19 protein-coding genes and 1 pseudogene are annotated in these 24,012 nt (G+C 42.9%); 19 read left to right on the top strand and 1 reads right to left on the bottom strand.

Going from position 1 to position 24,012, the window contains the following annotated elements; genetic code table 11:
- Positions 1–126 precede the first annotated feature (126 nt).
- Positions 127–1,554 (bottom strand): AcpB/EbpR/MafR family transcriptional regulator, encoded by a 1,428-nt coding sequence (locus SSV_RS08470; RefSeq protein ID WP_072074464.1) that lies wholly within the window; start codon positions 1,552–1,554, stop codon positions 127–129.
- A 253-nt stretch (positions 1,555–1,807) separates the two neighbouring features.
- Between SSV_RS08470 and SSV_RS08465 the strand changes: the two genes are divergently transcribed.
- The 19 genes and pseudogenes from SSV_RS08465 to SSV_RS08375 all read left to right on the top strand — a co-directional run bounded on the left by SSV_RS08465 (position 1,808) and on the right by SSV_RS08375 (position 24,005).
- Entirely contained in the window at positions 1,808–2,038 is a 231-nt protein-coding gene (locus SSV_RS08465; RefSeq protein ID WP_002894544.1) for a DUF1858 domain-containing protein, read from the top strand.
- Positions 2,039–2,040: 2 nt separating this feature from the next.
- On the top strand, positions 2,041–3,402 hold the full coding sequence (locus SSV_RS08460) for a DUF438 domain-containing protein (protein WP_072074463.1): 1,362 nt from the start codon (positions 2,041–2,043) through the stop codon (positions 3,400–3,402).
- A gap of 26 nt (positions 3,403–3,428) precedes the next feature.
- The gene (locus tag SSV_RS08455) at positions 3,429–3,683 is read left to right on the top strand and encodes a DUF1912 family protein (RefSeq protein WP_061595414.1); all 255 of its coding nucleotides are present in this window, start codon (positions 3,429–3,431) and stop codon (positions 3,681–3,683) included.
- Between the two features lie 265 nt (positions 3,684–3,948).
- Positions 3,949–4,518, top strand: coding sequence for a GNAT family N-acetyltransferase (locus tag SSV_RS08450; RefSeq protein WP_072074462.1), 570 nt, complete (start codon positions 3,949–3,951; stop codon positions 4,516–4,518).
- A gap of 60 nt (positions 4,519–4,578) precedes the next feature.
- Positions 4,579–5,730 carry a hypothetical protein gene (locus SSV_RS08445; protein WP_072074461.1) on the top strand — a complete coding sequence of 384 codons (1,152 nt, stop codon included), beginning with the start codon at positions 4,579–4,581 and terminating at the stop codon, positions 5,728–5,730.
- 174 nt (positions 5,731–5,904) lie between these two features.
- Positions 5,905–8,553, top strand: coding sequence for a valine--tRNA ligase (locus SSV_RS08440; protein WP_072074460.1), 2,649 nt, complete (start codon positions 5,905–5,907; stop codon positions 8,551–8,553).
- A 94-nt stretch (positions 8,554–8,647) separates the two neighbouring features.
- Positions 8,648–9,751, top strand: coding sequence for a hypothetical protein (locus SSV_RS08435; protein ID WP_125438299.1), 1,104 nt, complete (start codon positions 8,648–8,650; stop codon positions 9,749–9,751).
- Between the two features lie 246 nt (positions 9,752–9,997).
- Entirely contained in the window at positions 9,998–11,422 is a 1,425-nt protein-coding gene (gene gndA / locus SSV_RS08430; RefSeq protein ID WP_002899701.1) for an NADP-dependent phosphogluconate dehydrogenase, read from the top strand.
- Positions 11,423–11,431: 9 nt separating this feature from the next.
- Positions 11,432–12,121 (top strand): response regulator transcription factor, encoded by a 690-nt coding sequence (locus SSV_RS08425; RefSeq protein ID WP_072074459.1) that lies wholly within the window; start codon positions 11,432–11,434, stop codon positions 12,119–12,121.
- 286 nt (positions 12,122–12,407) lie between these two features.
- The gene (locus SSV_RS08420) at positions 12,408–14,600 is read left to right on the top strand and encodes a PTS transporter subunit IIBC (protein WP_072074458.1); all 2,193 of its coding nucleotides are present in this window, start codon (positions 12,408–12,410) and stop codon (positions 14,598–14,600) included.
- A gap of 17 nt (positions 14,601–14,617) precedes the next feature.
- Positions 14,618–15,433 carry an endonuclease/exonuclease/phosphatase family protein gene (locus tag SSV_RS08415; protein WP_072074457.1) on the top strand — a complete coding sequence of 272 codons (816 nt, stop codon included), beginning with the start codon at positions 14,618–14,620 and terminating at the stop codon, positions 15,431–15,433.
- Between the two features lie 171 nt (positions 15,434–15,604).
- Entirely contained in the window at positions 15,605–16,078 is a 474-nt protein-coding gene (gene nrdR, locus SSV_RS08410) for a transcriptional regulator NrdR (protein WP_072074456.1), read from the top strand.
- Positions 16,079–17,239, top strand: coding sequence for a DnaD domain protein (locus SSV_RS08405; protein ID WP_072074455.1), 1,161 nt, complete (start codon positions 16,079–16,081; stop codon positions 17,237–17,239).
- Positions 17,240–18,136, top strand: coding sequence for a primosomal protein DnaI (dnaI, locus tag SSV_RS08400; RefSeq protein WP_072074454.1), 897 nt, complete (start codon positions 17,240–17,242; stop codon positions 18,134–18,136). It abuts the gene before it with no gap.
- Positions 18,133–18,849, top strand: a complete 717-nt coding sequence (locus tag SSV_RS08395; protein ID WP_072074453.1) for an NADPH-dependent oxidoreductase — start codon at positions 18,133–18,135, stop codon at positions 18,847–18,849. Before dnaI ends, SSV_RS08395 begins: the two co-directional genes overlap by 4 nt.
- A gap of 42 nt (positions 18,850–18,891) precedes the next feature.
- Positions 18,892–20,202 carry a ribosome biogenesis GTPase Der gene (der, locus tag SSV_RS08390; RefSeq protein ID WP_072074452.1) on the top strand — a complete coding sequence of 437 codons (1,311 nt, stop codon included), beginning with the start codon at positions 18,892–18,894 and terminating at the stop codon, positions 20,200–20,202.
- A 47-nt stretch (positions 20,203–20,249) separates the two neighbouring features.
- Positions 20,250–20,588, top strand: a complete 339-nt coding sequence (locus SSV_RS08385) for a hypothetical protein (protein ID WP_072074451.1) — start codon at positions 20,250–20,252, stop codon at positions 20,586–20,588.
- A pseudogene (engA, locus tag SSV_RS08380) lies at positions 20,588–20,776 on the top strand (ribosome biogenesis GTPase Der); the annotation flags it as partial. The gene SSV_RS08385 and the pseudogene engA, both read left to right, overlap by 1 nt.
- Before the next feature lie 127 nt (positions 20,777–20,903).
- The gene (locus SSV_RS08375; RefSeq protein WP_072074449.1) at positions 20,904–24,005 is read left to right on the top strand and encodes a pilus expression-regulating Snf2 family helicase; all 3,102 of its coding nucleotides are present in this window, start codon (positions 20,904–20,906) and stop codon (positions 24,003–24,005) included.
- The last annotated feature ends 7 nt before the right edge of the window (positions 24,006–24,012 follow it).

Genomic DNA, 24,012 nt, shown 5'->3' with positions numbered 1-24,012 from the left:
ATTTCCTCTACAGTAACTAGTATATAAAATAAAACGCTTTCTTTTTTATCAACTTTTTTTAAATTTTAAAAAAATCTGAGGAGATTGTGCGAAAATCACAAAGAAACCTGGATTTCTCCAAGTTTCTTAATGAAATATCATGTGACGGATTTGAGCCAAATCTTCCAAATCCAAGTCATTTTTTAAATAATAGATGGGAACCTGCTGGGCCTGATGAATAGGATTGTTGGTGATGATGAGGTCATAATTTCTGGTAAGATCGTAGGATTCAATCGTAATAAAGCGATTGTACTCTAAATACCGCCTTAAAATGGCCGTCATCCTGGAAACAACTATGAAGCTATCTATCAAGTCCATGCCTATCTTGATGACTTGACCGTCGTTTTCAGCAATGTACTCCATCAGTTGGAGCCATTCCCACAAAACCTTTTTATCCAGAGATGTTCCCCGCTGGAAAATAGGCAGTTTGCTAAAAATAGTGTCTGCTACTTGTCGGTAATCGTATTCGCTCCATAAATATGGGTGGCGAAGTTCCAAGTCATGCTTGTATTTGTCTTGCAAGAGGTAGCCTCGGAAAAGAAAGACGCGGGCGCAGAGCTGACTGAGTTCGTAGGTCACTTGGTCTTCAATGTAGTCACCTAGCAAGTCCTGGCCCTTCATCTCTTGAATGAGTTGCGTAATCAGGCTGGCAATTTCACCGCCAAAGCCCAGTATATATTCCATGGTGTGCAGGGGTAAAATCCGATGGGAAAGCAGAAATGAAAAGAAAATCATCATTTCGCCATCTTCGAGACTCAGGGTGATGTGCTGCCCGGCAAAGAAATCATTTGCCCGGCGATGCAAGCGCTGGTAGAAGATATTGTCAAAATAGCCCTGCATTTTCTGCTCAATGTTTTGGAATTGACAGGCATTGACTCTTAGGCGCTGTTGGGTGATATGTGCCCAAAGAGCCAAGTCCAATCGCTGTCCTTGAGAGAGCTGGGCTCCGCAGAGTTCTTCTAAGACGGCAACTTCCTGCCTTCTTTCTGGTTTTTGAAGTTCTTTTTCCCAATCTTGGCTGGACCAGACCTTGCGAAAGAGGCAGAAATAAAAATAGCGGATTTGGTGCTCAGGCCCTTTCAAGCGGCCGTTTTGGATAGATAGCTCAAACTCTGATAAAATCTGATTTAGACCGGATATATGACGGCCGAGGGTTGCTTCACTGATCATGAGCTCTTGGGCTAATTGATGGGCTAAAAACTGCTGATGGTAGAGCAGGTGGGTTAAAATCTGGTATTTGACAGCATTGCTCAAAAAGAGCCTGCGAATGTCCCGTCCCTTGGTATCCGGTCCTATAGACAGACTGAGCGTTTCGTCCTGAAGCTGGATGGATAAGGCTGCATGATGGTCCGCTGCCTTGTCGTTAATCAGGCTAATGTACTTGGTCAAGGTTGCTTTCGAGAAGCCTGTTTCAGACATAACGTCCTTCAAACTGGATGTAGAATGCTGCTGTAAATAAGATAGGACAATAAACTGCCCCGCTTCACTCTTTTCCATTAAGTCTGCAAGATACATACGAAAACCCTCTCAATTCACTAATCTTAGCTTATCATAAAAGGGAAAAAAGACGAAGCAATGTGCTTTATATTTTCTTATCGTTGTCTAAGGAAATAATAAACTGAAACAATCTGTCATCATGTCTATCTTAATGTGCTATTCCATTTCTTTTGAACAAGCGTAAGAAGAGCAAATTATCACACTTTTTTGCTTTGGGTCTGATAGATTTTTTATGGTATAATTGTAGAAAAATAAGGATGAGGGAGCAGCTATGGATAATGTGATTGATTTGTCTATCCCAGTGGCAGAAGTGATTGAGAAGCAGCCTGAGGTTTTGGATGTTCTGGTAGAATTAGGCTTTACGCCTCTAGCCAATCCTGTCATGCGCAATACAGTAGGGCGCGTGGTTTCGATCAAAAAAGGTGCTGGTATGAACGGCATTGACCTGAATAAAATTAAGCAAACTCTGGAATTAAACGGCTATGAAGTGGTGGGGATTTAGGCATGGCTACTGAACGCATTGAGGTCCTCAAGTCTATCTTGCTGGATTTACATAACGGAGCTTCTGCAGAATCTGTTCAGGAGCTTTTCAACAAGCATTTTGCTGGTGTGTCCGCTATTGAGATCAGCTTGATGGAGCATGAGCTGATGAACTCGGATACGGGAGTGACCTTTGAAGATGTCATGTCCCTCTGCAATGTTCATGCCAACCTCTTTAAAGGTGCCATTCAGGATGTGGAGGTGGCTGATACCGACCATCCAGGCCATCCTGTTCAAATTTTTAAGCAGGAAAATCTAGCGCTGCGGGCTGCCCTCATGCGGGTTCGCAGGCTCCTATCTACCTATGAAAGCACTAAAGATGAGGACCTTCTTCCAGAAATCTGCAAGGGACTCCAGCGCCAGCTGGGTTTGGTGGGGCAGTTTGATATCCACTATCAGCGTAAGGAAGAGCTCATGTTTCCTATCATGGAGAGCTACGGCCACGATTCGCCGCCAAAGGTCATGTGGGGAGTAGATGACCAGATTCGTGACCTTTTCCAAGCGGCTAAGATTGCTGCTGAGCAGCTACCAGACACTTCGATTCAAGAAGTCAAGGACAAGTTTGAGACTTTTGCAGCTGAGTTTGAAGCTATGATTTTCAAGGAAGAGTCTATCCTTCTCATGATACTCCTCGAGTCCTTTCATCAGGATGACTGGCTCAAGATTGCTGAGGAGAGCGATGCTTATGGCTATGCCATTATCAAGCCGACGGAGAAATGGATTCCTGCACGCCACTCATTCTCGGAGGAGGAAGCTGGGAATGCTGCTGATGAAGTAAGCGAAGCGCCAGCCAGTAGAGAGCAGACGAGTGATGGCAGGTTTCAGCAGTTCATTGATACGCCGGATGGTCAGGTCACTATTTCTTTTAAGCCCAAGGAAAAGAAGGAGCAAGCCTTTAATCGGGACTCCCAGCAGCCTTTTGGTCATGGCTATCTGTCGGTGGCGGAGGCCAATCTGATTTTGGATCATCTGCCCATGGAGATTACCTTTGTCAATAAGGACGATATTTTCCAGTATTATAATGACGGTGTGCCGGCGGACGAGATGATTTTCAAGCGGACGCCGTCCCAGATAGGGCGCAATGTCGAGCTCTGTCACCCGCCCAAGTTTTTGGACAAGGTGCGGCGGATATTCAAGGCTCTGCGCGAGGGAGAGCGGGACAAGTTTGAGATGTGGTTCAAGTCGGAATCAAGGGGCAAGTTTGTTCATGTGACCTATGCAGCGGTGCGGGATGAATCTGGTGAATTTCAGGGAGTGCTTGAGTATGTACAGGACATTCAGCCCTTCCGTGACATTGACAGTGATTTTTACCGAGATTTGGACTAAATATTTGCAGTTAGAAAGTGAGAAAAATGAGTTACGAACAAGATTTTTTACAGGAGTTTGAAGCTTGGGTCAAGACCCAGGTCATGATTAATGAGATGGCCCTCAAGGAGAGTCAGGCAGTCTATGAAGCGGACCAGGACGAGCGGGCAAAGGAAGCGGCCATTCGCTATGAGAGCCGTTTAGACGCTTATCAGTTTCTTTTGGGGAAATTCGCCAACTATCAGGCGGGCAAAGGCTTCCACGACCTGCCAGATGGACTTTTGGGGGAGAGAAATTATTGATTTTTCGCTGGAAAGGTGATAGAATAGGTTCATCAGAGGTGTTTTGAGTCAAGCATTTTACAGAAAGTGGCAGTGCTGAGAAGTCCACAAATGTGTCAAGACTGGTTGCTGATGAGATAATAAATTGAAATAAAAGTGTCTTTGTATTTACTTCAAAGACGAAAGTTGCGGGCAACTGCCCGAAATTGGGTGGTACCGCGGATATTGATTCGTCCCTGTCAGATTGATGACAGGGGCGATTTTTTGTAGAAAGTGAGGGAGAAGGATGACAAGAGCTGAGTTACCAGAACGAATCGAAACAGAACGGCTCGTGTTACGAGTCCGCACCGTGGCTGATGTTGTGGATATTTTTGACTATGCCAGTCGGCCAGAAGTCTCCTATCCAGCAGGCTTTCCGCCCGTCAAGACCTTGGAAGATGAGATTTATTACCTAGAGCATATCCTTCCTGAGCGCAATCAAAAGGAAAATCTCCCAGCGGGCTATGGAATTGTTGTCAAAGGGACCGACACAGTCATTGGTTCTGTTGATTTCAACCATCGCCATGAAGATGATGTGCTGGAAATCGGCTATATCTTGCATCCAGACTATTGGGGTCGAGGCTATGTCCCAGAAGCAGCGCGTGCCTTGATTGACCTAGCTTTTAAAGAATTGAATCTACATAAAATTGAATTGTCCTGCTTTGGCTATAACCTTCAAAGTCAACGAGTCGCTGAAAAATTAGGCTTTACCCTCGAAGCTCGCATAAGGGACCGCAAAGATGCCCAAGGCAATCGCTGTGATGATTTGAGATATGGCTTGCTGAAGAGTGAGTGGGAGGTAAAAAATGGTAGTTGAACCATTCGAAAATTTCGAACAGTTGTGATTTATTGATTTTCAAAAGTGAGGTGAAAAAAATTGGAAGCAAGCCAGATTATTACTCTGCTTAGTGGTGCAGGCTTAGGGGCTATATTAAGTGCGATTTTAGTTTTTGTCTCCAATAATAAGTCACGTAGTTTAGAGTATATGAGCGAGGAACACTTATATTATCGAAATAACCTAAGGATAATTATAAAAGATTTGTATTCACTTGAGGATGTTCAAAAATCATTGAATGAATTAAAGTTATTATTGGATGCAAAAGGAAAGCGAATAGGAATGGTTGGTGGTTATTCAATTTATTTAAAGGATGGTCATATTTGGATACTGGTCAATAGGATTGAGAGTGAACTAAAGAACAATGGTAAAGCATCCAAGGAGTTAATTGAAAAATTAATTTCTTATTTGGAATTACTATTAGATTATGAATTGAGTACCAGCAGAAAAAAAGTAAGATATAAACTCTTTGAGACGTTTGTTTTTATATCTTTAGCATTGGGTACTGTGCTGTCAATAATTTGGTTTATTAAACCCAATTGGCGTGATGCAAATGGAGATATTATTGCCTGTTGGATACCCTTAATATGTTTAATCCTCTTTTTAATTTCATTTTTCCTATTCTATTTTTTGAGAGATTCTCTGAGATTATCTTTGGGAAATGGAAATTCATTTCTTACGATGATTTTTCTAATCTTTTATTTATTGCCATCTTTTGTAATTATTCAACGCTATAATGAAAATGCCATCGAAGCACTCTCTCGTATATCTTTTCTAGAAAATATTGATAAGGATAAATTCATATTTATTATTCGTGGAGCGTTATCTATTTTAGAAATATTATTCTTGATTTTTAGTGTAGACGATGTAAAAAACCAATATATAGAAGAAATTCGGAGCGTGGAAAACGCTGATATTTTTGAGTATCTGTTGAAAATTAATAATGCAATTGAAAATGAAGGTGAATCATCTAGTCTTAGAAAAAATCAATATATTCGTCGCTTTCAAAAGTCTTTAGCTAAAAAAAATCCAAGAAAATTAGAGAAGATGGTATTGGAAGAACAGGAGGAGATGGTATTGGAAGAAGAATGGGAAAAAGTTATAAGTGATTTACAAAAGGAAAACTTATGGAAAAAGAGTTTGTATAAAAAAGAGATTACTTATTTGGATAAATACTTAAAAGATAAAATATAAGTTTTTGAAGTATAGTTTTAGAAGAGTTTCCATATTGTTTTCAAACAGTTCTTTTAAAACTATTTTAGATTACTTTAAGTGTAAAGCTATTCATTTATATAACCATTAAAAAAAAGATTTAGTTATTGGTTTTTAAACAAATATAAACTGTCGTAAAAAAGAAAGGACACACACATGTCTAAAGAACTTTCACCTAAATACAATCCAGCCGAGGTTGAGGCTGGGCGTTATCAAAAATGGCTTGATGCTGATGTTTTCAAGCCTTCAGGCGATCAAAAGGCTAAGCCTTATTCGATCGTGATTCCACCGCCAAACGTGACTGGTAAACTTCACCTTGGTCACGCTTGGGATACGACCTTGCAGGATATTATCATCCGTCAGAAGCGCATGCAAGGCTTTGATACCCTTTGGCTTCCCGGAATGGACCACGCTGGGATTGCCACTCAGGCTAAAGTCGAGGAGCGCTTGCGGGAGCAAGGCATTTCCCGCTATGACCTCGGTCGTGAGAAATTTCTCGATAAGGTCTGGGAATGGAAGGATGAATACGCTGCGACCATCAAGGAGCAATGGGGCAAGATGGGGCTCTCTGTAGACTATTCTCGTGAGCGTTTCACCCTTGATGAAGGTTTGTCAAAAGCCGTCCGCAAGGTCTTTGTCGAGCTTTACAAGAAAGGCTGGATCTACCGTGGTGAGTTTATCATCAACTGGGACCCAGCAGCTCGCACAGCCTTGTCTGATATCGAGGTTATTCACAAGGACGTTGAAGGTGCCTTCTACCACATGAACTACATGCTGGAAGATGGCTCACGCGCCCTCGAAGTAGCGACTACTCGTCCTGAGACGATGTTTGGGGATGTTGCCGTTGCGGTCAATCCAGAAGACCCACGCTACAAGGACTTGATTGGTAAAAATGTAGTCCTTCCAATTGCTAATAAACTAATTCCAATCGTGGCCGATGAACACGCAGATCCTGAGTTTGGTACGGGTGTCGTGAAAATCACGCCTGCTCACGATCCAAATGACTTCTTGGTTGGTCAACGCCATAACTTACCACAAGTTAACGTGATGAACGACGACGGAACTATGAATGACTTGGCCTTCGAATTTGCAGGCATGGACCGTTTTGAAGCTCGTAAAGCAGTCGTCGCTAAGTTGGAAGAAATTGGTGCTCTGGTTAAAATCGAAAAACGTGTCCACAGTGTTGGTCACTCAGAGCGGACTGGTGTTGTGGTTGAGCCACGCTTGTCTACGCAATGGTTCGTCAAGATGGACCAATTGGCTAAGAACGCTATTGCAAACCAAGATACAGAGGACAAGGTAGAATTCTACCCACCTCGTTTCAACGATACCTTCCTCCAATGGATGGAAAATGTCCACGACTGGGTTATCTCTCGTCAGCTCTGGTGGGGTCACCAAATCCCTGCTTGGTACAATGCTGAGGGTGAAATGTATGTTGGTGAAGAGGCTCCAGAAGGTGACGGATGGACTCAGGACGAAGACGTCTTGGATACTTGGTTCAGTTCTGCCCTTTGGCCATTCTCAACCATGGGCTGGCCTGATGTTGAATCAGAAGACTTCAAACGCTACTTCCCAACTTCAACCTTGGTAACAGGTTACGACATCATCTTCTTCTGGGTATCTCGGATGATCTTCCAATCTCTGGAGTTCACTGGTCGTCAGCCATTCCAAAATGTGCTCATCCACGGTCTTATCCGTGACGAGGAAGGACGTAAGATGTCCAAGTCACTGGGAAATGGGATTGATCCAATGGATGTCATTGACAAATACGGTGCCGATGTCCTGCGTTGGTTCCTGTCAAACGGCTCTGCCCCTGGACAAGATGTGCGCTTCAGCTATGAAAAGATGGATGCTTCTTGGAACTTCATTAACAAAATCTGGAACATTTCCCGCTATATCCTCATGAACAATGAAGGCTTGACGCTGGATGCGGCGCGTGAGAATGTTGCTCAGGTGGCGACTGGTCAGGCAGGCAATGTCACTGACCGCTGGATTCTCCACAACCTCAACGAGACCATTGGCAAGGTCACTGAGAACTTCGATAAGTTTGAGTTTGGTGTAGCTGGACACATTCTCTACAACTTCATTTGGGATGAATTTGCCGACTGGTACGTTGAATTGACTAAGGAAGTCCTTTATAGCGACAACGAAGAAGAGAAAGTCATCACACGTTCTGTTCTCCTTTACACGCTGGACCAAATCCTGCGCCTGCTTCACCCAATCATGCCTTTCGTGACCGAGGAAATCTTTGGACAAATCTCAGAAGGCACCATTGTGACAGCGGCTTATCCAGTGGTTCGTCCAGAGTTTGAAAATGCCGAGGCTGCAGCTGGCGTGGAAGCCCTCAAGGACCTGATCCGTTCGGTGCGCAATAGCAGAGCTGAGGTCAATGTGGCGCCAAGCAAGCCGATTACCATCTTGATTAAGACGACAGATAGTGCGCTGGAAACCTTCTTCAAGGATAATGTCAACTACATCAAGCGTTTCACCAATCCTGAGCATTTGGAAATTGCAGCAGACCTTGCTGTGCCAGAGCTGGTTATGTCTAGCATCATCACAGGAGCAGAAATCTACCTGCCGCTGGCAGACCTCCTCAATATCGAGGAAGAGCTAGCTCGTCTCGAAAAAGAACTAGCCAAATGGCAAAAAGAACTGGATATGGTTGGCAAGAAACTCTCTAACGAACGTTTCGTAGCCAACGCCAAACCAGAAGTCGTCCAAAAAGAACGCGACAAACAAGCCGACTACCAAGCTAAGTATGATGCAACAGTAGCGCGGATTGATGAGATGAAGAAGTTGCTTTAGTCATACTTGATGAATGTACACAAGAAAACACGGTGTAAAAACTGTGTTTTTTTGGTATAATATAATCTTATACTTAATGATTAAGGAGAAGATAATGAATATAATTACTATGGAATTTAATTTTCTAGAAGTTAGTGAAACAGATTTGGAGCTATTTAATTTTATTAGAGATACTGATGAGATTGGTGTATCTATAAAAGTTGATCTATCTAAAAAATATTTTTTAAATCACAAGAAATTTTTAAAACAATTTAAAGAATATTTTGGTAGTGTCAGATTAGAAGAATTTTTGAATAAATTATCTTTGATTGAAGAAATAAAATTTTCGCATGAGGATAAATTAAATCATCAACAATTGGCTAGTGAAGCTATAAAAAACCAAAAAATTAAAGAGCTTGCTGATAGAGTTTATGGTGAGTATCATTATAATTTGCTAATTAAACTTGTCTCTTTATCAACTGCTATTTGGCTTTTGAAAGATTCTTGTGTACAATCGAATTTAGCTTATACGATTATTGAGAATGGGTATTACTCTGCTTCAAATTCTGATATGAATTATACAATGGCAAATGGGAGCCATCAACTGGTTTCAGTTGATGGCAGAGAAATTAAAAGTATAAAAAAATATTATGAATTAGTATTTCCGATTTTAAATTCTCGTATAGGAACCAAAGAAATTGAGAGCAATCATATTACCAATCATTATACTTCGTTTGAAAATGATAAAATAGATAGAAGTAAATTTGCAAGTTATTCTAGAGCACTTGTCTATTTACAAGAAGCACGTAATAGTGGTTTACTTGCTTCTAAAATTGATAAATATATGCAAGTTCTACAGTGTTTATATGCCTTTGAAGACGGTACGCGTAGAATGGGAAGAAAGCTAAAGTATATAACAGCTAATTTATTGTCAGAGGAATCAACAGAAAAGCAAAAAATTGTTGATAATATTGCCATTGCATATAAGATTAGGTCGCAGCATACTCATGGAAATAGAATAAAATTTGACCAAAATGAGATTGAGCGCATTTCAATAGCTCTTGATGATTATGTTAGGGAGGTTCTAAAAAAGTTATTACCAAATAAAGAATTAGAATATTCAGATGAAAAGACAAGACTTTTTGTTGAAAAACAAATGCGAGGTTTTAATGAAGGCAAATTTTTGAATTTCTTTAAGAAAATTTTAAAGATAAAATAAAATTAACTTCTAAAAAAAATATATCAAAATTAGGATATCCATGATGTTCAGTCGGAGGACATTCTAGCTAGGTATTTGGGGATTATTATGAAAGTCTCTACTTTACTGTAAATTCCCACAACCAAGTTCAGTTTCATCTGAGCTTGGTTTTCCTATCCCCTACCCCTTTCATAAGTCACCGACTTAATACTTTCTTTTAAGCCTTAAAAATGATAAAATAAGACAAACAAACTATAGGAGAACATAATGACTAAAGCAAATTTTGGTGTTGTTGGTATGGCTGTTATGGGCCGTAACCTTGCCCTAAATATCGAATCTCGTGGCTACACAGTTGCCATTTATAATCGCTCAGCAAACAAGACAGAGGACGTCATTGCCTCTCATCCTGAGAAAAACTTTGTGCCAAGCTATGATGTGGAGTCTTTTGTCAACTCTATCGAAAAGCCACGTCGGATTATGCTGATGGTTCAAGCTGGTCCTGGTACCGATGCGACTATTCAAGCGCTGCTCCCTCACTTGGATAAGGGCGATATTCTGATTGACGGTGGGAATACTTTCTACAAAGATACCATTCGCCGTAATGAAGAGTTGGCTAACTCTGGTATCAACTTCATCGGTACAGGTGTTTCCGGTGGTGAAAAGGGCGCATTGGAAGGACCGTCTATCATGCCGGGTGGTCAAAAAGAAGCTTATGAGTTGGTGGCGGATGTCTTGGAAGAAATCTCTGCTAAAGCTCCTGAAGACGGTGCACCATGTGTTACCTATATCGGTCCTGATGGTGCTGGTCACTATGTAAAAATGGTCCATAACGGGATTGAATATGGAGATATGCAGCTTATCGCTGAAAGTTATGACCTTATGCAGCACTTGCTGGGGCTTTCAGCTAGTGAAATGGCAGACATCTTCACAGAGTGGAACAAAGGCGAGCTGGACAGCTATCTGATTGAGATTACAGCGGATATCTTGACACGTAAGGACGATGAAGGTCAAGATGGTCCAATTGTTGATTACATTCTGGATGCAGCTGGCAATAAGGGAACTGGTAAGTGGACAAGTCAATCTTCTCTGGATTTAGGTGTGCCGCTGCCATTGATTACAGAATCAGTCTTTGCGCGTTACATTTCTACCTACAAAGATGAGCGTGTAGCTGCCAGCAAGGTATTGCCAAAACCAGCTGCTTTCACTTTTGAAGGAGATAAGGCAGAGTTGATTGAAAAGATCCGTCAGGCTCTTTACTTCTCAAAAATCATGTCTTATGCTCAAGGATTTGCTCAACTGCGTGTAGCTTCTAAGGAAAACAACTGGAATCTGCCGTTTGGTGAGATTGCTTCTATCTGGCGTGCTGGCTGTATCATCCGTGCTCGCTTCCTGCAAAAGATTACAGACGCATACGGTCGTGATGCTGACCTTGCAAACCTGCTCTTAGATGAATACTTCATGGATATTACGGCTAAGTATCAGCAGGCAGTTCGTGATGTTGTCAGCTTGGCTGTGCAAGCAGGTGTACCAGTACCAACCTTCTCCAGTGCCATTGCTTACTTTGATAGCTACCGTGCAGAAAATCTGCCAGCTAATCTGATTCAGGCGCAGCGTGATTACTTTGGTGCTCATACGTACAACCGTAAAGACAAAGAAGGTACCTACCACTATTCTTGGTACGACGAAAAATAGGATAGGCCTATGGCAAAGCGAATTTTACTAGTAGAAAATGAAAAAAATCTTGCCCGATTTGTGAGTTTGGAACTGCAAAAAGAAAGCTTTCTTGTAGATTTGGCTGAGACTGGTCATGAGGGACTGGCTCTGGCAAAAGATGTGGATTATGACTTGCTCCTGCTCAACTATGATCTTCAAGATATGACTGCCAGCGATTTTGCTAAGCAGCTGAGCTTGATTAAGCCAGCTTCGGTCATTATCGTTTTGGCTAGTCGCGAAGAGATTGCGGAGCAACAGGAAGCAATCCAGCATTTTGCTGTTTCCTATGTAGTCAAGCCCTTCATTATCAGTGATTTAGTGGAGCGTGTCTCTATTATTTTCCGCGGGCGTGACTTTATTGACCAGCACTGCAGCCTCTTGAAAATTCCGACCTCTTATCGCAATCTGCGCGTGGATATTAAAAATCATACGGTTTACCGCGGTGAGGAAGTCATTGCGCTGACGCGTCGGGAGTACGATCTGTTGGTGACCCTGGTGGGCAGCAATAAGGTCATGAGCCGTGAGCAGCTGCTAGAGCGTGTCTGGAAGTACGAGAGTGCAACAGAGACCAACGTTGTAGATGTTTATATTCGTTATCTGCGCAGTAAAATTGATGTGGAAGGACAGCCAAGCTATATCAAAACTGTTCGTGGTGTTGGTTATGCCATGCAAGAATAAAAATTCAAAACTCTATTCTCCTTGAGAGACGGAGTTTTTTTGCGCTTGTTACAGTATTGATCGGAGAAATAATGCGGACTCTCTGGCAATTCTATGCAATCGTTTTCGTTAAAATATAGCAAGAATATGGCTGGTAAAGAGAGATTTTAGCCTTTGGGATGCAAAAAAAGAGAAAATATTTTTATAAAAGCCTTTACAAAATAAAAAATCGTGCTATAATAGATGTATCGACATGCAAACGATTTCACAAAAAGGAGTGGTTTGCAAAAAATATAAGGAGGTCTGAATGATGAAAGATTCATTCAAGAACATTTTTAGCTTTGAATTTTGGCAAAAATTCGGTAAAGCTTTGATGGTGGTCGTTGCTGTTATGCCGGCAGCAGGACTGATGATTAGTATCGGTAAGTCTATTCCGATGATTAATCCAAATTTAGGTGTTTTAGTCACTACCGGTGGTGTTTTAGAGCAGATTGGTTGGGGGGTTATTGGTAACCTGCATATCCTCTTTGCTTTGGCTATCGGTGGAAGCTGGGCAAAAGAACGCGCTGGTGGAGCCTTTGCTGCAGGTCTTTCCTTTATCCTGATTAACCGTATCACTGGTGTCATGTTTGGCGTTACTGGTGATATGTTAGCTGATAAGACAGCTGTAGTTAAAACCATGTTTGGTGCTTCTATTAAGGTTTCTGACTATTTCATCAGTGTTTTGGAGTCACCAGCTCTGAATATGGGTGTCTTTGTCGGAATCATCGCTGGTTTTGTAGGAGCAACAGCTTACAACAAATACTATAACTTCCGTAAATTGCCAGATGCCTTGTCATTCTTCAATGGTAAGCGTTTTGTACCTTTCGTTGTTATCTTGCGCTCAGCAATCGTAGCAATTGTTTTGTCATTCGTATGGCCAGTTGTTCAATCAGGTATCAATAGCTTTGGTATTTGGATTGCTAACTCACAAGATACTGCACCAATTTTGGCTCCATTCATCTATGGTACTTTGGAACGTCTCTTGCTTCCATTTGGTTTGCACCACATGCTGACCATTCCGATGAACTACACAGAGCTAGGTGGTGTTTATGAGGTTATTACTGGTTCTGGTGCGGGAACAACCGTAGCTGGTCAAGATCCACTTTGGTTGGCTTGGGTAACTGACTTGGTTGGTACGAAAACAGCTGACCCTAATACTTATAAGCACTTACTTGAGACTGTTCACCCAGCTCGCTTCAAAGTTGGTCAGATGATTGGTTCCTTCGGTATCCTTATGGGGGTAGCAGCAGCTATCTATCACAATGTGGATGCTGACAAGAAACACAAATACAAAGGTATGATGATTGCGACTGCTCTGGCAACCTTCTTGACAGGGGTTACTGAGCCAATCGAGTACATGTTCATGTTTGTTGCAACTCCACTTTACTTGGTCTACTCACTTGTTCAAGGTGCTGCTTTTGCAATGGCTGACATTGTTGCTTTACGTGTGCACTCATTCGGTTCTATCGAATTCTTGACTCGTACTCCTATGGCCATCAATGCTGGTCTTGGTGGAGATATCATCAACTTTATCTGGGTAACGATCCTCTTTGGTGTTGTGATGTACTTCATTTCTAACTTTATGATTAAGAAGTTCAACTATGCAACTCCAGGGCGTAACGGCAACTATGAAACTGCTGAAGGTTCAGATGAAGCTTCTTCATCAGATTCAACTGGTGGTAAAGTTGCTGCAGCTTCTCAAGCAGTAAATGTTATCAACCTTCTGGGTGGTCGTGCTAATATCGTAGATGTAGATGCATGTATGACTCGTCTGCGTGTGACTGTCAAAGATGCTGAAAAAGTTGGAACAGAAGAACAGTGGAAAGCAGAAGGCGCTATGGGCTTGGTTATGAAGGGCCAAGGTGTTCAAGCTATCTACGGACCAAAAGCTGACGTTCTTAAATCTGATATTCAAGACTTGTTGGATTCTGGTGAAGTGATTCCTGAAACACTTCCTAGCCAAAAAGCAGAATCTGAAGCTGCCGAAGTTTCTTACAAAGGTGTGACTGAGGAGGTTGAAACTGTTGCGGACGGTCAAGTCATTGACTTGGCAGATGTTAAAGATCCAGTATTCTCACAAAAAATGATGGGTGATGGATTTGCAGTTGAGCCTGAAAACGGTAAGATTTATTCACCAGTTGCTGGTACAGTAACTAGCGTCTTCCCTAGCAAGCATGCTATCGGTCTTGTGACAGATAACGGCTTGGAAGTCTTAGTACATATTGGTTTAGAAACTGTTAGCCTTGAAGGCAAACCATTCGAAGTTCATGTTTCTGAAGGTCAAAAAGTTGCAGCTGGAGATCTTCTTGTAACGGCTGACTTGGAAGCAATCAAAGAAGCAGGACGTGAAACTTCAACAATCGTAGTCTTCACAAATGCAGCAGCTATCAAGTCTGTAACAGTAGAAAAACTTGGTCAAGCATCTGCTAAGACAGTTGTTGCTAAGGTTGAATTGTAATATAGAAAAGAGAAATCATGGCAAAATTCCTGACATTAAATACTCATAGTTGGATGGAAGAAGAGCAAGAAACTAAGCTTAATCAGTTGGTAGAGCGCATTCTTCAAGAAAAATATGATGTCATTTGCCTGCAGGAAGTCAATCAATTAACGGAGTCTGAACAGGTTGTTCAGGCTCCTTTCTATCAGGCGGTTGAAGGAGCGATTGCGATTCATCAAGACAACTTTGCTCTATGTCTGGTAGAAAAGTTGGCTGAGGCAGGACTGGACTATCATTGGTCCTGGGCCTATAATCATATTGGGTTTGATATTTACAACGAAGGAGTGGCAATTCTATCTAGAAATCCTATGGCTCCTAGAGAAGTTCTGGTATCAGAGACTAATGATCCTACAGATTACCATACCCGCAAGGTCTTGCTAGTCGAGACTGAGGTAGAAGGTCAATTGCTGACAATTGCCTCCTGCCATCTGTCTTGGTGGGACAAAGGATTTCAGGGGGAATGGGCTAAGCTTGAAGCAGAGCTGCTAAAAGCAGAAAGTCCCTTGGTCCTGATGGGGGACTTCAACAATCCGGTCGGCCAGCAAGGCTACCAGGCCATCTTAGCGAGTCCGCTGAAGCTGCAGGATAGTCATACCGCTGCAAAAGAAGCTAGCGGAGAGGCGACAGTAGAAGGAACTATCGCTGGCTGGGATGATAATAAGCATGCTCTGAAGATAGACTATGTTTTCACTAGTCAAGGGATGGATGTTGAGCGCTCCGCTGTTGTTTTTGACGGGAAAGCAACACCTGTTGTCAGTGACCATTTTGGTATAGAAGTGCAAGTGACATTATAAAAACAAAAAAGATGAGGCAAGGCTGTGAATGCAACAGATTTGCCTCGCTTTTTCTTTTTGATAAAGATATATTTAGGAGAAAGTGGCGAAATTTTACACCCCAAACGGCTGTCTTTTGTTATTCTTGAAAACGTGTTATAATGAAGTATTAGGATTCTAGGAGGAAATGGTATGCGTTGTCCGAAATGTGGTGGGAATAAATCAAGTGTAGTTGATAGCAGACAGGCAGAAGATGGGAATACAATCCGCCGCCGCCGTGAGTGTGAGGAATGTCAGCATCGCTTCACGACCTACGAGCGCGTCGAAGAGAGAACCCTAGTTGTTGTCAAAAAGGACGGGACACGTGAGCAATTTTCTCGAGATAAGATTTTTAACGGTATTATTCGCTCGGCTCAAAAGCGGCCAGTATCTAGTGACGAAATAGAGGAGATTGTCAACCGAATCGAGCAAAAGGTCCGTAGTCAGAGCGACAATGAAATCAATAGTGAGTATATTGGATCCTTAGTCATGGATGAACTGGCCGAGCTTGATGAAATCACCTATGTTCGCTTCGCCAGTGTTTACCGGAGTTTCAAGGATGTGGGCGAGCTAGAAAACCTGCTCAAGCAGATTACCAAGGGGTCCAAGAAGAAAAAGGACAAATAAATGAAACCAAACCATCAGTTTTCTTTCTTGCGCAATAATGCAGTCAGCCCAGATATTGCTATCTTGACCAAGCTCTATCTGCCGATTTTGGGAAGAGAAGCGGTAACACTTTATCTTTATCTGCTGTCTTTTGGGGATAATGGGCAAAAGCAGCACCTCTTCAGTCAGATTCTCAATCATTTAGATTTTGGACTTAATATTTTAGAAGAAAGTTTTGAGCGTTTAGCGGCGATTAAGCTAGTGGACCTGTATCAAACAGATGGCCATTATCTGATTCAACTCCACCCGACCTTAACGGCGGAGGAATTTTTCAGCCATAATGTGTACAGCCGGCTCTTGGAAAAGAAAATCGGCGAAGCTGCTGCAGAAACCCTGCGACCAGAAAATCCTAGCGGAGAGAAATTGGTCAAACCTTTTATGCAAGTGTTTGGTATGGAAGCTGAGCAACCAAGAGCAGTGCGAAAGGCCAATGATTTTGACTTGGAGTATTTCAAGCAACGGATGGCTCAGGACAATCTTCGCTTTGCCAATGAAAAAGAAGATTTATTAGAATTGTTTGCAATTGCTGAACAGAAAAAGTGGACTTGGTATGAGACCTATGTTTTGGCTAGAGAAACTGCTGTTTCTCAGGTCATTTCTATAAAGCGGATGAAGCAAAAGCTAGCTCAGAAGCCAGCAGAAGGTCAGTTTTCTAAGCAGGAGCAGTCTATTATCCAAGAAGCGAAACGAACATCGCCAATGGTCTTCCTGGCAGAAATCAAAAAAACCCGTCAGGCTGCTATTACTCGGACGGAGAGAAAGCTTTTGCTGGATTTAGCTGACTTAGGTCTTTTGGACGAAGTTATCAATGTAATCTTGCTCTTGACCTTTAATAAGGTGGATTCAGCCAATCTCAATGAAAAGTATGCCCTCAAGGTAGCCAATGATTTTTCTTATCAAAAGGTGACGACAGCTGAGGAAGCTGTCTTGAAAATCCGTGAGCGCAACCAGCAGACGAATAATCGTCCTGCGCAAGTCAGCTCAGCTTCTGCCAAAAGCAATGTGCCAATCTGGAGTAATCCTGACTATAAAGATGATACTACTCCTGAGCAACAAGCAAAATTAGAAGAGAAAAGACGCAAGCTTTTAGAAAAAATTAGAAAGGGTTCGGGTGGCGATTAAATGGAGAAAATAGGACAGAATATGCCTCATAGGAACAGGGTGCGGCATTTTGACTATCAGGAGCTGGTCAAGCAGATTATGGCGGATCCAGATGTGGCAGCCCTTATTCAGCAGGAAAAGCTGACCCAAGCTGAGATTCAGCGGAGTGTCTCCAAGTTTAACCAGTATATTACGGAGCGCAACCGCTTTTTGCTTGGGGACGAGACCTATATTGCCAAGGGTTATAAACCAATCTTGGTGAAGAATGAAGGCTATGCGGATGTTGCCTATGAAGAGACACCTGAGTTGATTGAGCAGGAAAAGTTGAAAAATATTAAAGAACGGATCAATCTAATTAATCTACCTTCTAGTCTTAAAGATGCGAGTTTCAGTCAAATTGACTTAAAAAAGAATCGTGATGAAATTTTTGAACGATTGGCTAATTTTGTCGCTGCTTATCCTAATTATCAAAAGGCTGTTTATCTCTATGGAGATTTTGGTATTGGGAAAAGTTATTTGATGGCTGCTTTAGCTCATGAATTATCAGTAGAGCGAGGGGCTTCAACTACTCTAGTTCATTACCCAAGCTTTGTTTTAGATGTTAAGAATGCGATCAGTTCCGGCTTGGTCAAGGAGAAGATTGACCAGGTCAAGACGGCTCAAGTGCTGATTTTGGACGATATCGGTGCAGAGCAGTCTAGCCCCTGGATGCGAGATGAGATTTTGCAGGTCATTCTCCAGCATCGCATGCAGGAAAATCTGCCAACTTTCTTTACTTCTAACTTTAGTTTTGCGGATTTGGAGCGTCACTTTGCCAGCTCTAAGAATGGCGATGAGACTTGGCAGGCCAAGCGGGTTATGGAGCGGATTAAGTTTCTGGCTCAGGAGGTACGCCTAGAAGGAGAGAACCGCCGATGAATGAAACAATTAACTTGATGAATGCTCACACGTCTGTCCGCCGCTTTACGGAGGAGCAGATTTCGGATAAGGAACTTCATGCCATCATTGATGCTGGGCGGGCTGCGTCCAGCTGGAAAAATTTCCAGTCCTACTCTATCATTGTGGTGCGAAGCAAAGAGAAAAAAGAAGCTCTCTTTGACCTGGTACCTCAAGAAGCCATTCGGCAGTCTTCAGCCTTCCTGCTTTTTGTTGGCGACCTCAATCGAGCTCAAAAGGGCGTTCAATTGCATACGGAGGACTTTTATCCTGAAGGGACAGAGAATCTCCTGATTAGCTCAGTAGATGCTGCTTTAGCGGGGCAAAATACCCTGTTAGCAGCTGAAAGTTTGGGTTATGGCGGAGTAATCATTGGATTGGTTCGTTATGCTTCCAGTCAAATAGCAGAGCTTTTCAAGCTGCCGGACTACACTTATCCAGTCTTTGGGCTTGCTCTGGGAACTCCTAACCAGAACCATGCAGTAAAGCCACGCCTGCCTTATGAAGCAGTGGTCTTTGAGGAAGAATATCGTGAACAGGATTGTTCAACTATCCAAGCCTATGACCGCGTTCAGACTGAATATGCTGGCGAGCGAGCTAAGGAAACCTGGAGTCGGCGCCTAGCTGCTCAATTTGGTCAAGAGCCAAATCAGGCTATCGACCAATTGTTCAAAGAAAAGAAATTAGAAAAATAGGACGGAGTTTGGCTCTGTCCTAAAGAATGAAAGAGGAAAAACATGGCCTTACCAACTATTGCCATTGTCGGCCGGCCTAATGTCGGCAAATCAACGCTCTTCAATCGGATTGCCGGTGAGCGGATTTCCATTGTGGAAGATGTTGAAGGGGTGACCCGCGACCGAATCTATGCGACTGCAAACTGGCTCAACCGCAAGTTTAGTATTATTGATACGGGCGGAATTGACGATGTTGACGCGCCTTTTATGGAGCAAATCAAACACCAGGCTGAGATCGCTATGGACGAAGCAGATGTTATCGTTTTTGTCGTGTCTGGCAAGGAAGGTATCACGGATGCGGACGAGTATGTGGCTCGCATGCTCTACAAGACCCATAAGCCGATTATTTTAGCGGTCAATAAGGTGGATAATCCCGAAATGCGCAATGAGATTTTTGATTTCTATGCGCTGGGCTTGGGTGATCCATTCCCGGTTTCCTCAGTCCATGGGATTGGTACAGGAGATGTTCTTGACGCTATTGTTGAAAATCTGCCAAATGAAGAAATGGCTGAAAATCCTGATATGATTAAGTTTAGCTTGATTGGCCGTCCTAATGTTGGCAAGTCTAGCTTGATCAATGCCATCTTGGGGGAAGACCGGGTTATTGCTAGTCCTGTTGCTGGTACTACGCGTGATGCTATTGATACGGTCTTTACGGACAGTGAAGGTCAGGAATTTACCATGATTGACACGGCTGGCATGCGCAAGTCTGGCAAGGTCTATGAAAACACAGAGAAATACTCTGTCATGCGGGCCATGCGGGCCATTGACCGCTCAGATGTCGTTTTGATGGTGCTGAATGCTGAAGAAGGAATTCGTGAGTACGACAAGCGAATCGCTGGCTTTGCCCATGAAGCTGGAAAAGGTATTGTTATTGTTGTCAATAAGTGGGATACGCTGGAAAAAGACAACCATACCATGAAAGACTGGGAAGAAGATATCCGTGACCAGTTCCAGTACTTGTCTTATGCGCCGATTATCTTTGTCTCTGCCCTGACCAAGCAGCGTCTCCATAAGCTGCCGGACATGATTAAGCAAATCAGTCAAAGCCAAAACACCCGTATTCCATCAGCGGTGCTCAATGATGTCATCATGGATGCCATTGCCATTAATCCGACACCGACCGATAAGGGCAAACGCCTCAAGATTTTTTATGCGACTCAGGTAACGACCAAACCGCCGACCTTTGTCATCTTTGTCAACGAAGAAGAGCTTATGCACTTCTCTTACCTGCGTTTCCTGGAAAATCAAATCCGCAAAGCTTTTGTCTTTGAAGGAACGCCCATTCACCTGATTGCAAGGAAGCGGAAGTAGAAGCTGGAAGATTGGGGATTTCTACTTTTACTATGAGGAGATAGAAAGTGTCATATTTTGAATTATTTATAATAACTTTCTTGTCTGTATTTCTGCTTGTGGTTTGGGCATTAAGGAGATATCTAGGGAATAATATAGTGTTTTGGATATTTGCAACTATTTATTTACTGGCTTTCTTTCTTCTGCTTTGGCAACTTTTTTTCAGTGGAGTTGAAGTACAAGTGCAAGGTCACTATTTGAGTGAAACTTATTATAGTTTTTATGAGAAGACTATTGTTTTTTTGCTTATGCTATGGTCTTTGTTTAAACTTATTCTAGTTATATCACTGTATGTTACAATTGGTATGTTCTTAGTGAAAAATTCATCTCAAAGCACAGCGGCTTAAACAAGGGCAAACGCCTCAAGATTTTTTATGCGACTCAGGTAACGACCAAACCGCCGACCTTTGTCATCTTTGTCAACGAAGAAGAGCTTATGCACTTCTCTTACTTGCGTTTCTTGGAAAATCAAATCCGCAAGGCTTTTGTCTTTGAAGGGACCCCAATTCACTTGATTGCAAGGAAGCGGAAGTAGAGTTGTAAAACAGCAATTTGACAAACATACGTTTATATGTAAAAATGAAAGTAAGCATAAGAGCTTGCTTTTCTTTTTTTATGTCGAAAGTATGGTATAATGGTGAGATAAATGTAAGGTGGTAATTATGGCAAAATTAATTCCTGGTAAGATTCGGACAGAAGGAATTGCCCTGGTTGAAAACAATAAGGTAGTAATCCTTGAGGTCAGTGATTCTCTTTTATATGCTCGTGTGGACGAGTGTAATCTGCGCTATAGCTTGGATGATGATGTCATCTTTTGTTATTGCGACTTTTTCCAGAAGAAAAAATATTGTGCCCATCTGGCGGCCTTGGAGTATTACCTGAAAAATGCTCCATCTGGAAAAGATGTGCTAAAGAGTATGGAAGAAGAGGAGTTGACCAGTCAGGAGACCCAAGAGCTGGTTTCTTTTGGAAGCTTGTTCTTGGATAAGGTCTTGCCAGAGAAATCCGAACAACAGGTTCGTTATGAGCTCTCGGCTACTGGTCAGGAGGACTCTTATACAGGACAGTTTCTCTGGAGTCTCCGGATCAGTCGCTTGCCGGACGAGCGCTCTTATGTTGTCCGAGACGTTCTTTCCTTCCTTCGGACCTTGGAAAAGGGCGGGCATTATCAGATTGGTAAGAGTTACTATGAGGCTATTCATTTGGAGGATTTTGATGAAGCCAGTCAAGATTTGCTCTTTTTCCTGCAGGGGCTAGTGCCCGACTATCAGGGGCAAGATTCCTCTTTGATTTTCCCAAATGCTGGGCGTAATCTTTTCTTCCCGGCTAGTATCTTTGAAGAGGGGGTTATCTTCCTGATGAATCTGTCTTCTTTCCGCTTAGAGTACAGCCTTTATGACTACAGTGAAGTCTTTTTCCAAGATTTACATGAAGAGGCAGAAGTTTATACTTTCCAAGTGGAAGAGCATGAAGAGCATTTTGAGCTAGTCATTGCTGAGAAGAATTATAAGATGCTTTATGATGGGCAGTTTATCTTTTATGGAGATACCTTCTATCAGCTAAATCCTCAGCAGATTAGACTGATGAAGGCTTTACGGGAGCTGCCTATAGAGCATGATCGGTTGAAGCGCCTGCAATTCGACTTGGCAGAGAGAACGAAGCTGGCTTCCAGTTTGTCTGAGTTTAAAAAGGTTGGTCGGGTAGAAGCACCTAGAAGTATGATGATTCATGACTTTACAGCCAAGTTTGACTTTGATATCGGCCCTGACAAGCGTCTGATTTTGGACACTGTCTTTGACTATGGAGACAGGAAGGTGACGACTCGCAAAGATTTGGAACGTCTGCCTTTTGCAGGTAATTTTGAGCATGAGCAGCAAGTATTTAAGCAAATGCTGCAGGCAGGTTTTGTGGCAGACTTTTACAGTCAGCGACCGCCTCTGAAGCCGGAAGAAATTTATCATTTCTTCTCGGAAGTCATTCCCAATTTTGAGGCTTTGGGCCGTGTCAGCATGACAGAAGAGTTAGAGGCGCTGGCACAGATAGAAAGTCCAAGGATCACTGTCAAGATGAAGGGCGGCCTCTTAGATGTTGGTTTCGATTTTGCTGGTATTGCGCAGTCAGAGATTGACGCGGTGCTTGATTCGCTCTTTAAGGAGCAGGACTTCTTTATCAGTAAGTCTGGGCAAGTCTTGATTTTCGATGAAGAGACCAAGGAGATGAGCCGGACTTTGCAGCAGCTGCGGAGTAAGCGGACTAAAAATGGTTTCATTCAGACTAGCAGTCTAGCAGCTTACCAACTGGCAGAGTTTTTCAAGGGCAAGGATAGAGTACAGTTTTCAAAAGATGTGCAGCAGCTGGCCTTTGACCTGACTCACCCTGAGGAATTTCCTCTTCCCAAGCTACAAGTCAAGGCTGACCTTCGGGATTACCAAGAGACGGGTGTCAAGTGGCTATCCATGCTGGATAAGTATGGATTCGGTGGCATCTTGGCTGACGATATGGGGCTAGGAAAGACCCTGCAGACGATTTCTTTTCTGAGTTCGCGTATAGATGACTCTAAGAAAGTCTTAATCTTGGCACCATCCAGCCTGATTTACAACTGGAGCGATGAGTTTGCTAAATTTGCTCCACATTTGGATGTGGCGGTGGTGTATGGTCTGAAAAATGTTCGTGATGAGCTGATCGCGGAGAAACATCAGATTACCATTACCAGCTATGCTTCTTTCAGGCAGGATGTGGAAGAATACCGGGATAATCACTTCCAGTATCTGATTTTGGATGAGGCGCAGGTCATGAAGAATGACCAGACTAAGATTGCCCAGTATTTACGGGATTTTGAAGTGGAGCATACCTATGCCCTTTCTGGGACGCCGATTGAAAATAATCTGGGAGAACTTTGGTCTATTTTCCAGATTGTCATGCCAGGACTTTTGCCAAGCAAAAAGGAATTTTTAAAACTGCCGGCTGAGAAAGTCGCTCGCTATATCAAACCATTTGTTATGCGGCGCAAGAAAGAAGATGTGCTGCAGGAATTGCCTGATTTGATTGAAGTTGCCTATCGCAATGAATTGGCGGATAGTCAGAAGACTATTTATCTGGCTCTGCTCAAACAAATGCAGGACAGAATTATCCATGCGACAGAAGATGAAATCAACCGCAGCAAGATAGAGATTCTGTCCGGTCTTATGCGCCTCCGTCAGATTTGTGACACTCCGAAACTGTTTATGGAAGATTACGAGGGCGAGAGCGGTAAGCTGGAAAGTTTGCGGGAATTACTTGAACAGATACAAGATGGTAATCGTCGTGTCCTCATATTTTCACAATTTCGTGGTATGCTGGATATTATCGAGAGCGAGCTGGACAAGCTGGGCATGGAGTCCTTTAAGATTACAGGCTCTACTCCAGCCAAGGAGCGTCAGGACATGACAACAGCCTTCAATGACGGTCAGCGTTCAGCCTTTCTGATTTCCCTTAAGGCTGGAGGTGTCGGTCTCAATCTGACCGGTGCTGACACAGTCATCCTGGTCGACCTCTGGTGGAATCCAGCAGTTGAGGCCCAGGCCATTGGCCGTGCCCACCGTATCGGTCAGGAGCGCAATGTCGAAGTCTATCGGATGATTACACGGGGAACGATTGAGGAGAAGATACAGGAGCTGCAGGAGAGCAAGCGCAATCTGGTTTCAACTATTCTGGACGGAGCAGAAGCCAAATCCAGTCTCTCTGTGGAGGAAATTCGAGAAATTCTAGGAATTTCGGCAGAATAGCTTGAAA

It is taken from the genome of Streptococcus sanguinis (assembly GCF_001078705.1).
GTDB classification, from domain to species: Bacteria; Bacillota; Bacilli; order Lactobacillales; family Streptococcaceae; genus Streptococcus; species Streptococcus sanguinis_D.
Note: the sequence above shows the minus strand (reverse complement) of the source record. Positions and strands in the feature narration are given on the sequence as shown.

Excerpts from the sequence above, each read along its gene's own strand:
- SSV_RS08450 (WP_072074462.1), top strand. The coding sequence starts at position 3,949 with ATGACAAGAGCTGAGTTACCAGAACGAATCGAAACAGAACGGCTCGTG.
- nrdR (WP_072074456.1), top strand. The coding sequence starts at position 15,605 with ATGCGTTGTCCGAAATGTGGTGGGAATAAATCAAGTGTAGTTGATAGC.
- SSV_RS08375 (WP_072074449.1), top strand. The coding sequence starts at position 20,904 with ATGGCAAAATTAATTCCTGGTAAGATTCGGACAGAAGGAATTGCCCTG.
- dnaI (WP_072074454.1), top strand. The coding sequence starts at position 17,240 with ATGGAGAAAATAGGACAGAATATGCCTCATAGGAACAGGGTGCGGCAT.
- SSV_RS08455 (WP_061595414.1), top strand. The coding sequence starts at position 3,429 with ATGAGTTACGAACAAGATTTTTTACAGGAGTTTGAAGCTTGGGTCAAG.
- SSV_RS08440 (WP_072074460.1), top strand. The coding sequence starts at position 5,905 with ATGTCTAAAGAACTTTCACCTAAATACAATCCAGCCGAGGTTGAGGCT.
- gndA (WP_002899701.1), top strand. The coding sequence starts at position 9,998 with ATGACTAAAGCAAATTTTGGTGTTGTTGGTATGGCTGTTATGGGCCGT.
- SSV_RS08405 (WP_072074455.1), top strand. The coding sequence starts at position 16,079 with ATGAAACCAAACCATCAGTTTTCTTTCTTGCGCAATAATGCAGTCAGC.
- SSV_RS08395 (WP_072074453.1), top strand. The coding sequence starts at position 18,133 with ATGAATGAAACAATTAACTTGATGAATGCTCACACGTCTGTCCGCCGC.
- SSV_RS08420 (WP_072074458.1), top strand. The coding sequence starts at position 12,408 with ATGATGAAAGATTCATTCAAGAACATTTTTAGCTTTGAATTTTGGCAA.
- SSV_RS08435 (WP_125438299.1), top strand. The coding sequence starts at position 8,648 with ATGAATATAATTACTATGGAATTTAATTTTCTAGAAGTTAGTGAAACA.
- SSV_RS08415 (WP_072074457.1), top strand. The coding sequence starts at position 14,618 with ATGGCAAAATTCCTGACATTAAATACTCATAGTTGGATGGAAGAAGAG.
- SSV_RS08465 (WP_002894544.1), top strand. The coding sequence starts at position 1,808 with ATGGATAATGTGATTGATTTGTCTATCCCAGTGGCAGAAGTGATTGAG.
- SSV_RS08470 (WP_072074464.1), bottom strand. The coding sequence starts at position 1,554 with ATGTATCTTGCAGACTTAATGGAAAAGAGTGAAGCGGGGCAGTTTATT.
- der (WP_072074452.1), top strand. The coding sequence starts at position 18,892 with ATGGCCTTACCAACTATTGCCATTGTCGGCCGGCCTAATGTCGGCAAA.
- SSV_RS08460 (WP_072074463.1), top strand. The coding sequence starts at position 2,041 with ATGGCTACTGAACGCATTGAGGTCCTCAAGTCTATCTTGCTGGATTTA.
- SSV_RS08425 (WP_072074459.1), top strand. The coding sequence starts at position 11,432 with ATGGCAAAGCGAATTTTACTAGTAGAAAATGAAAAAAATCTTGCCCGA.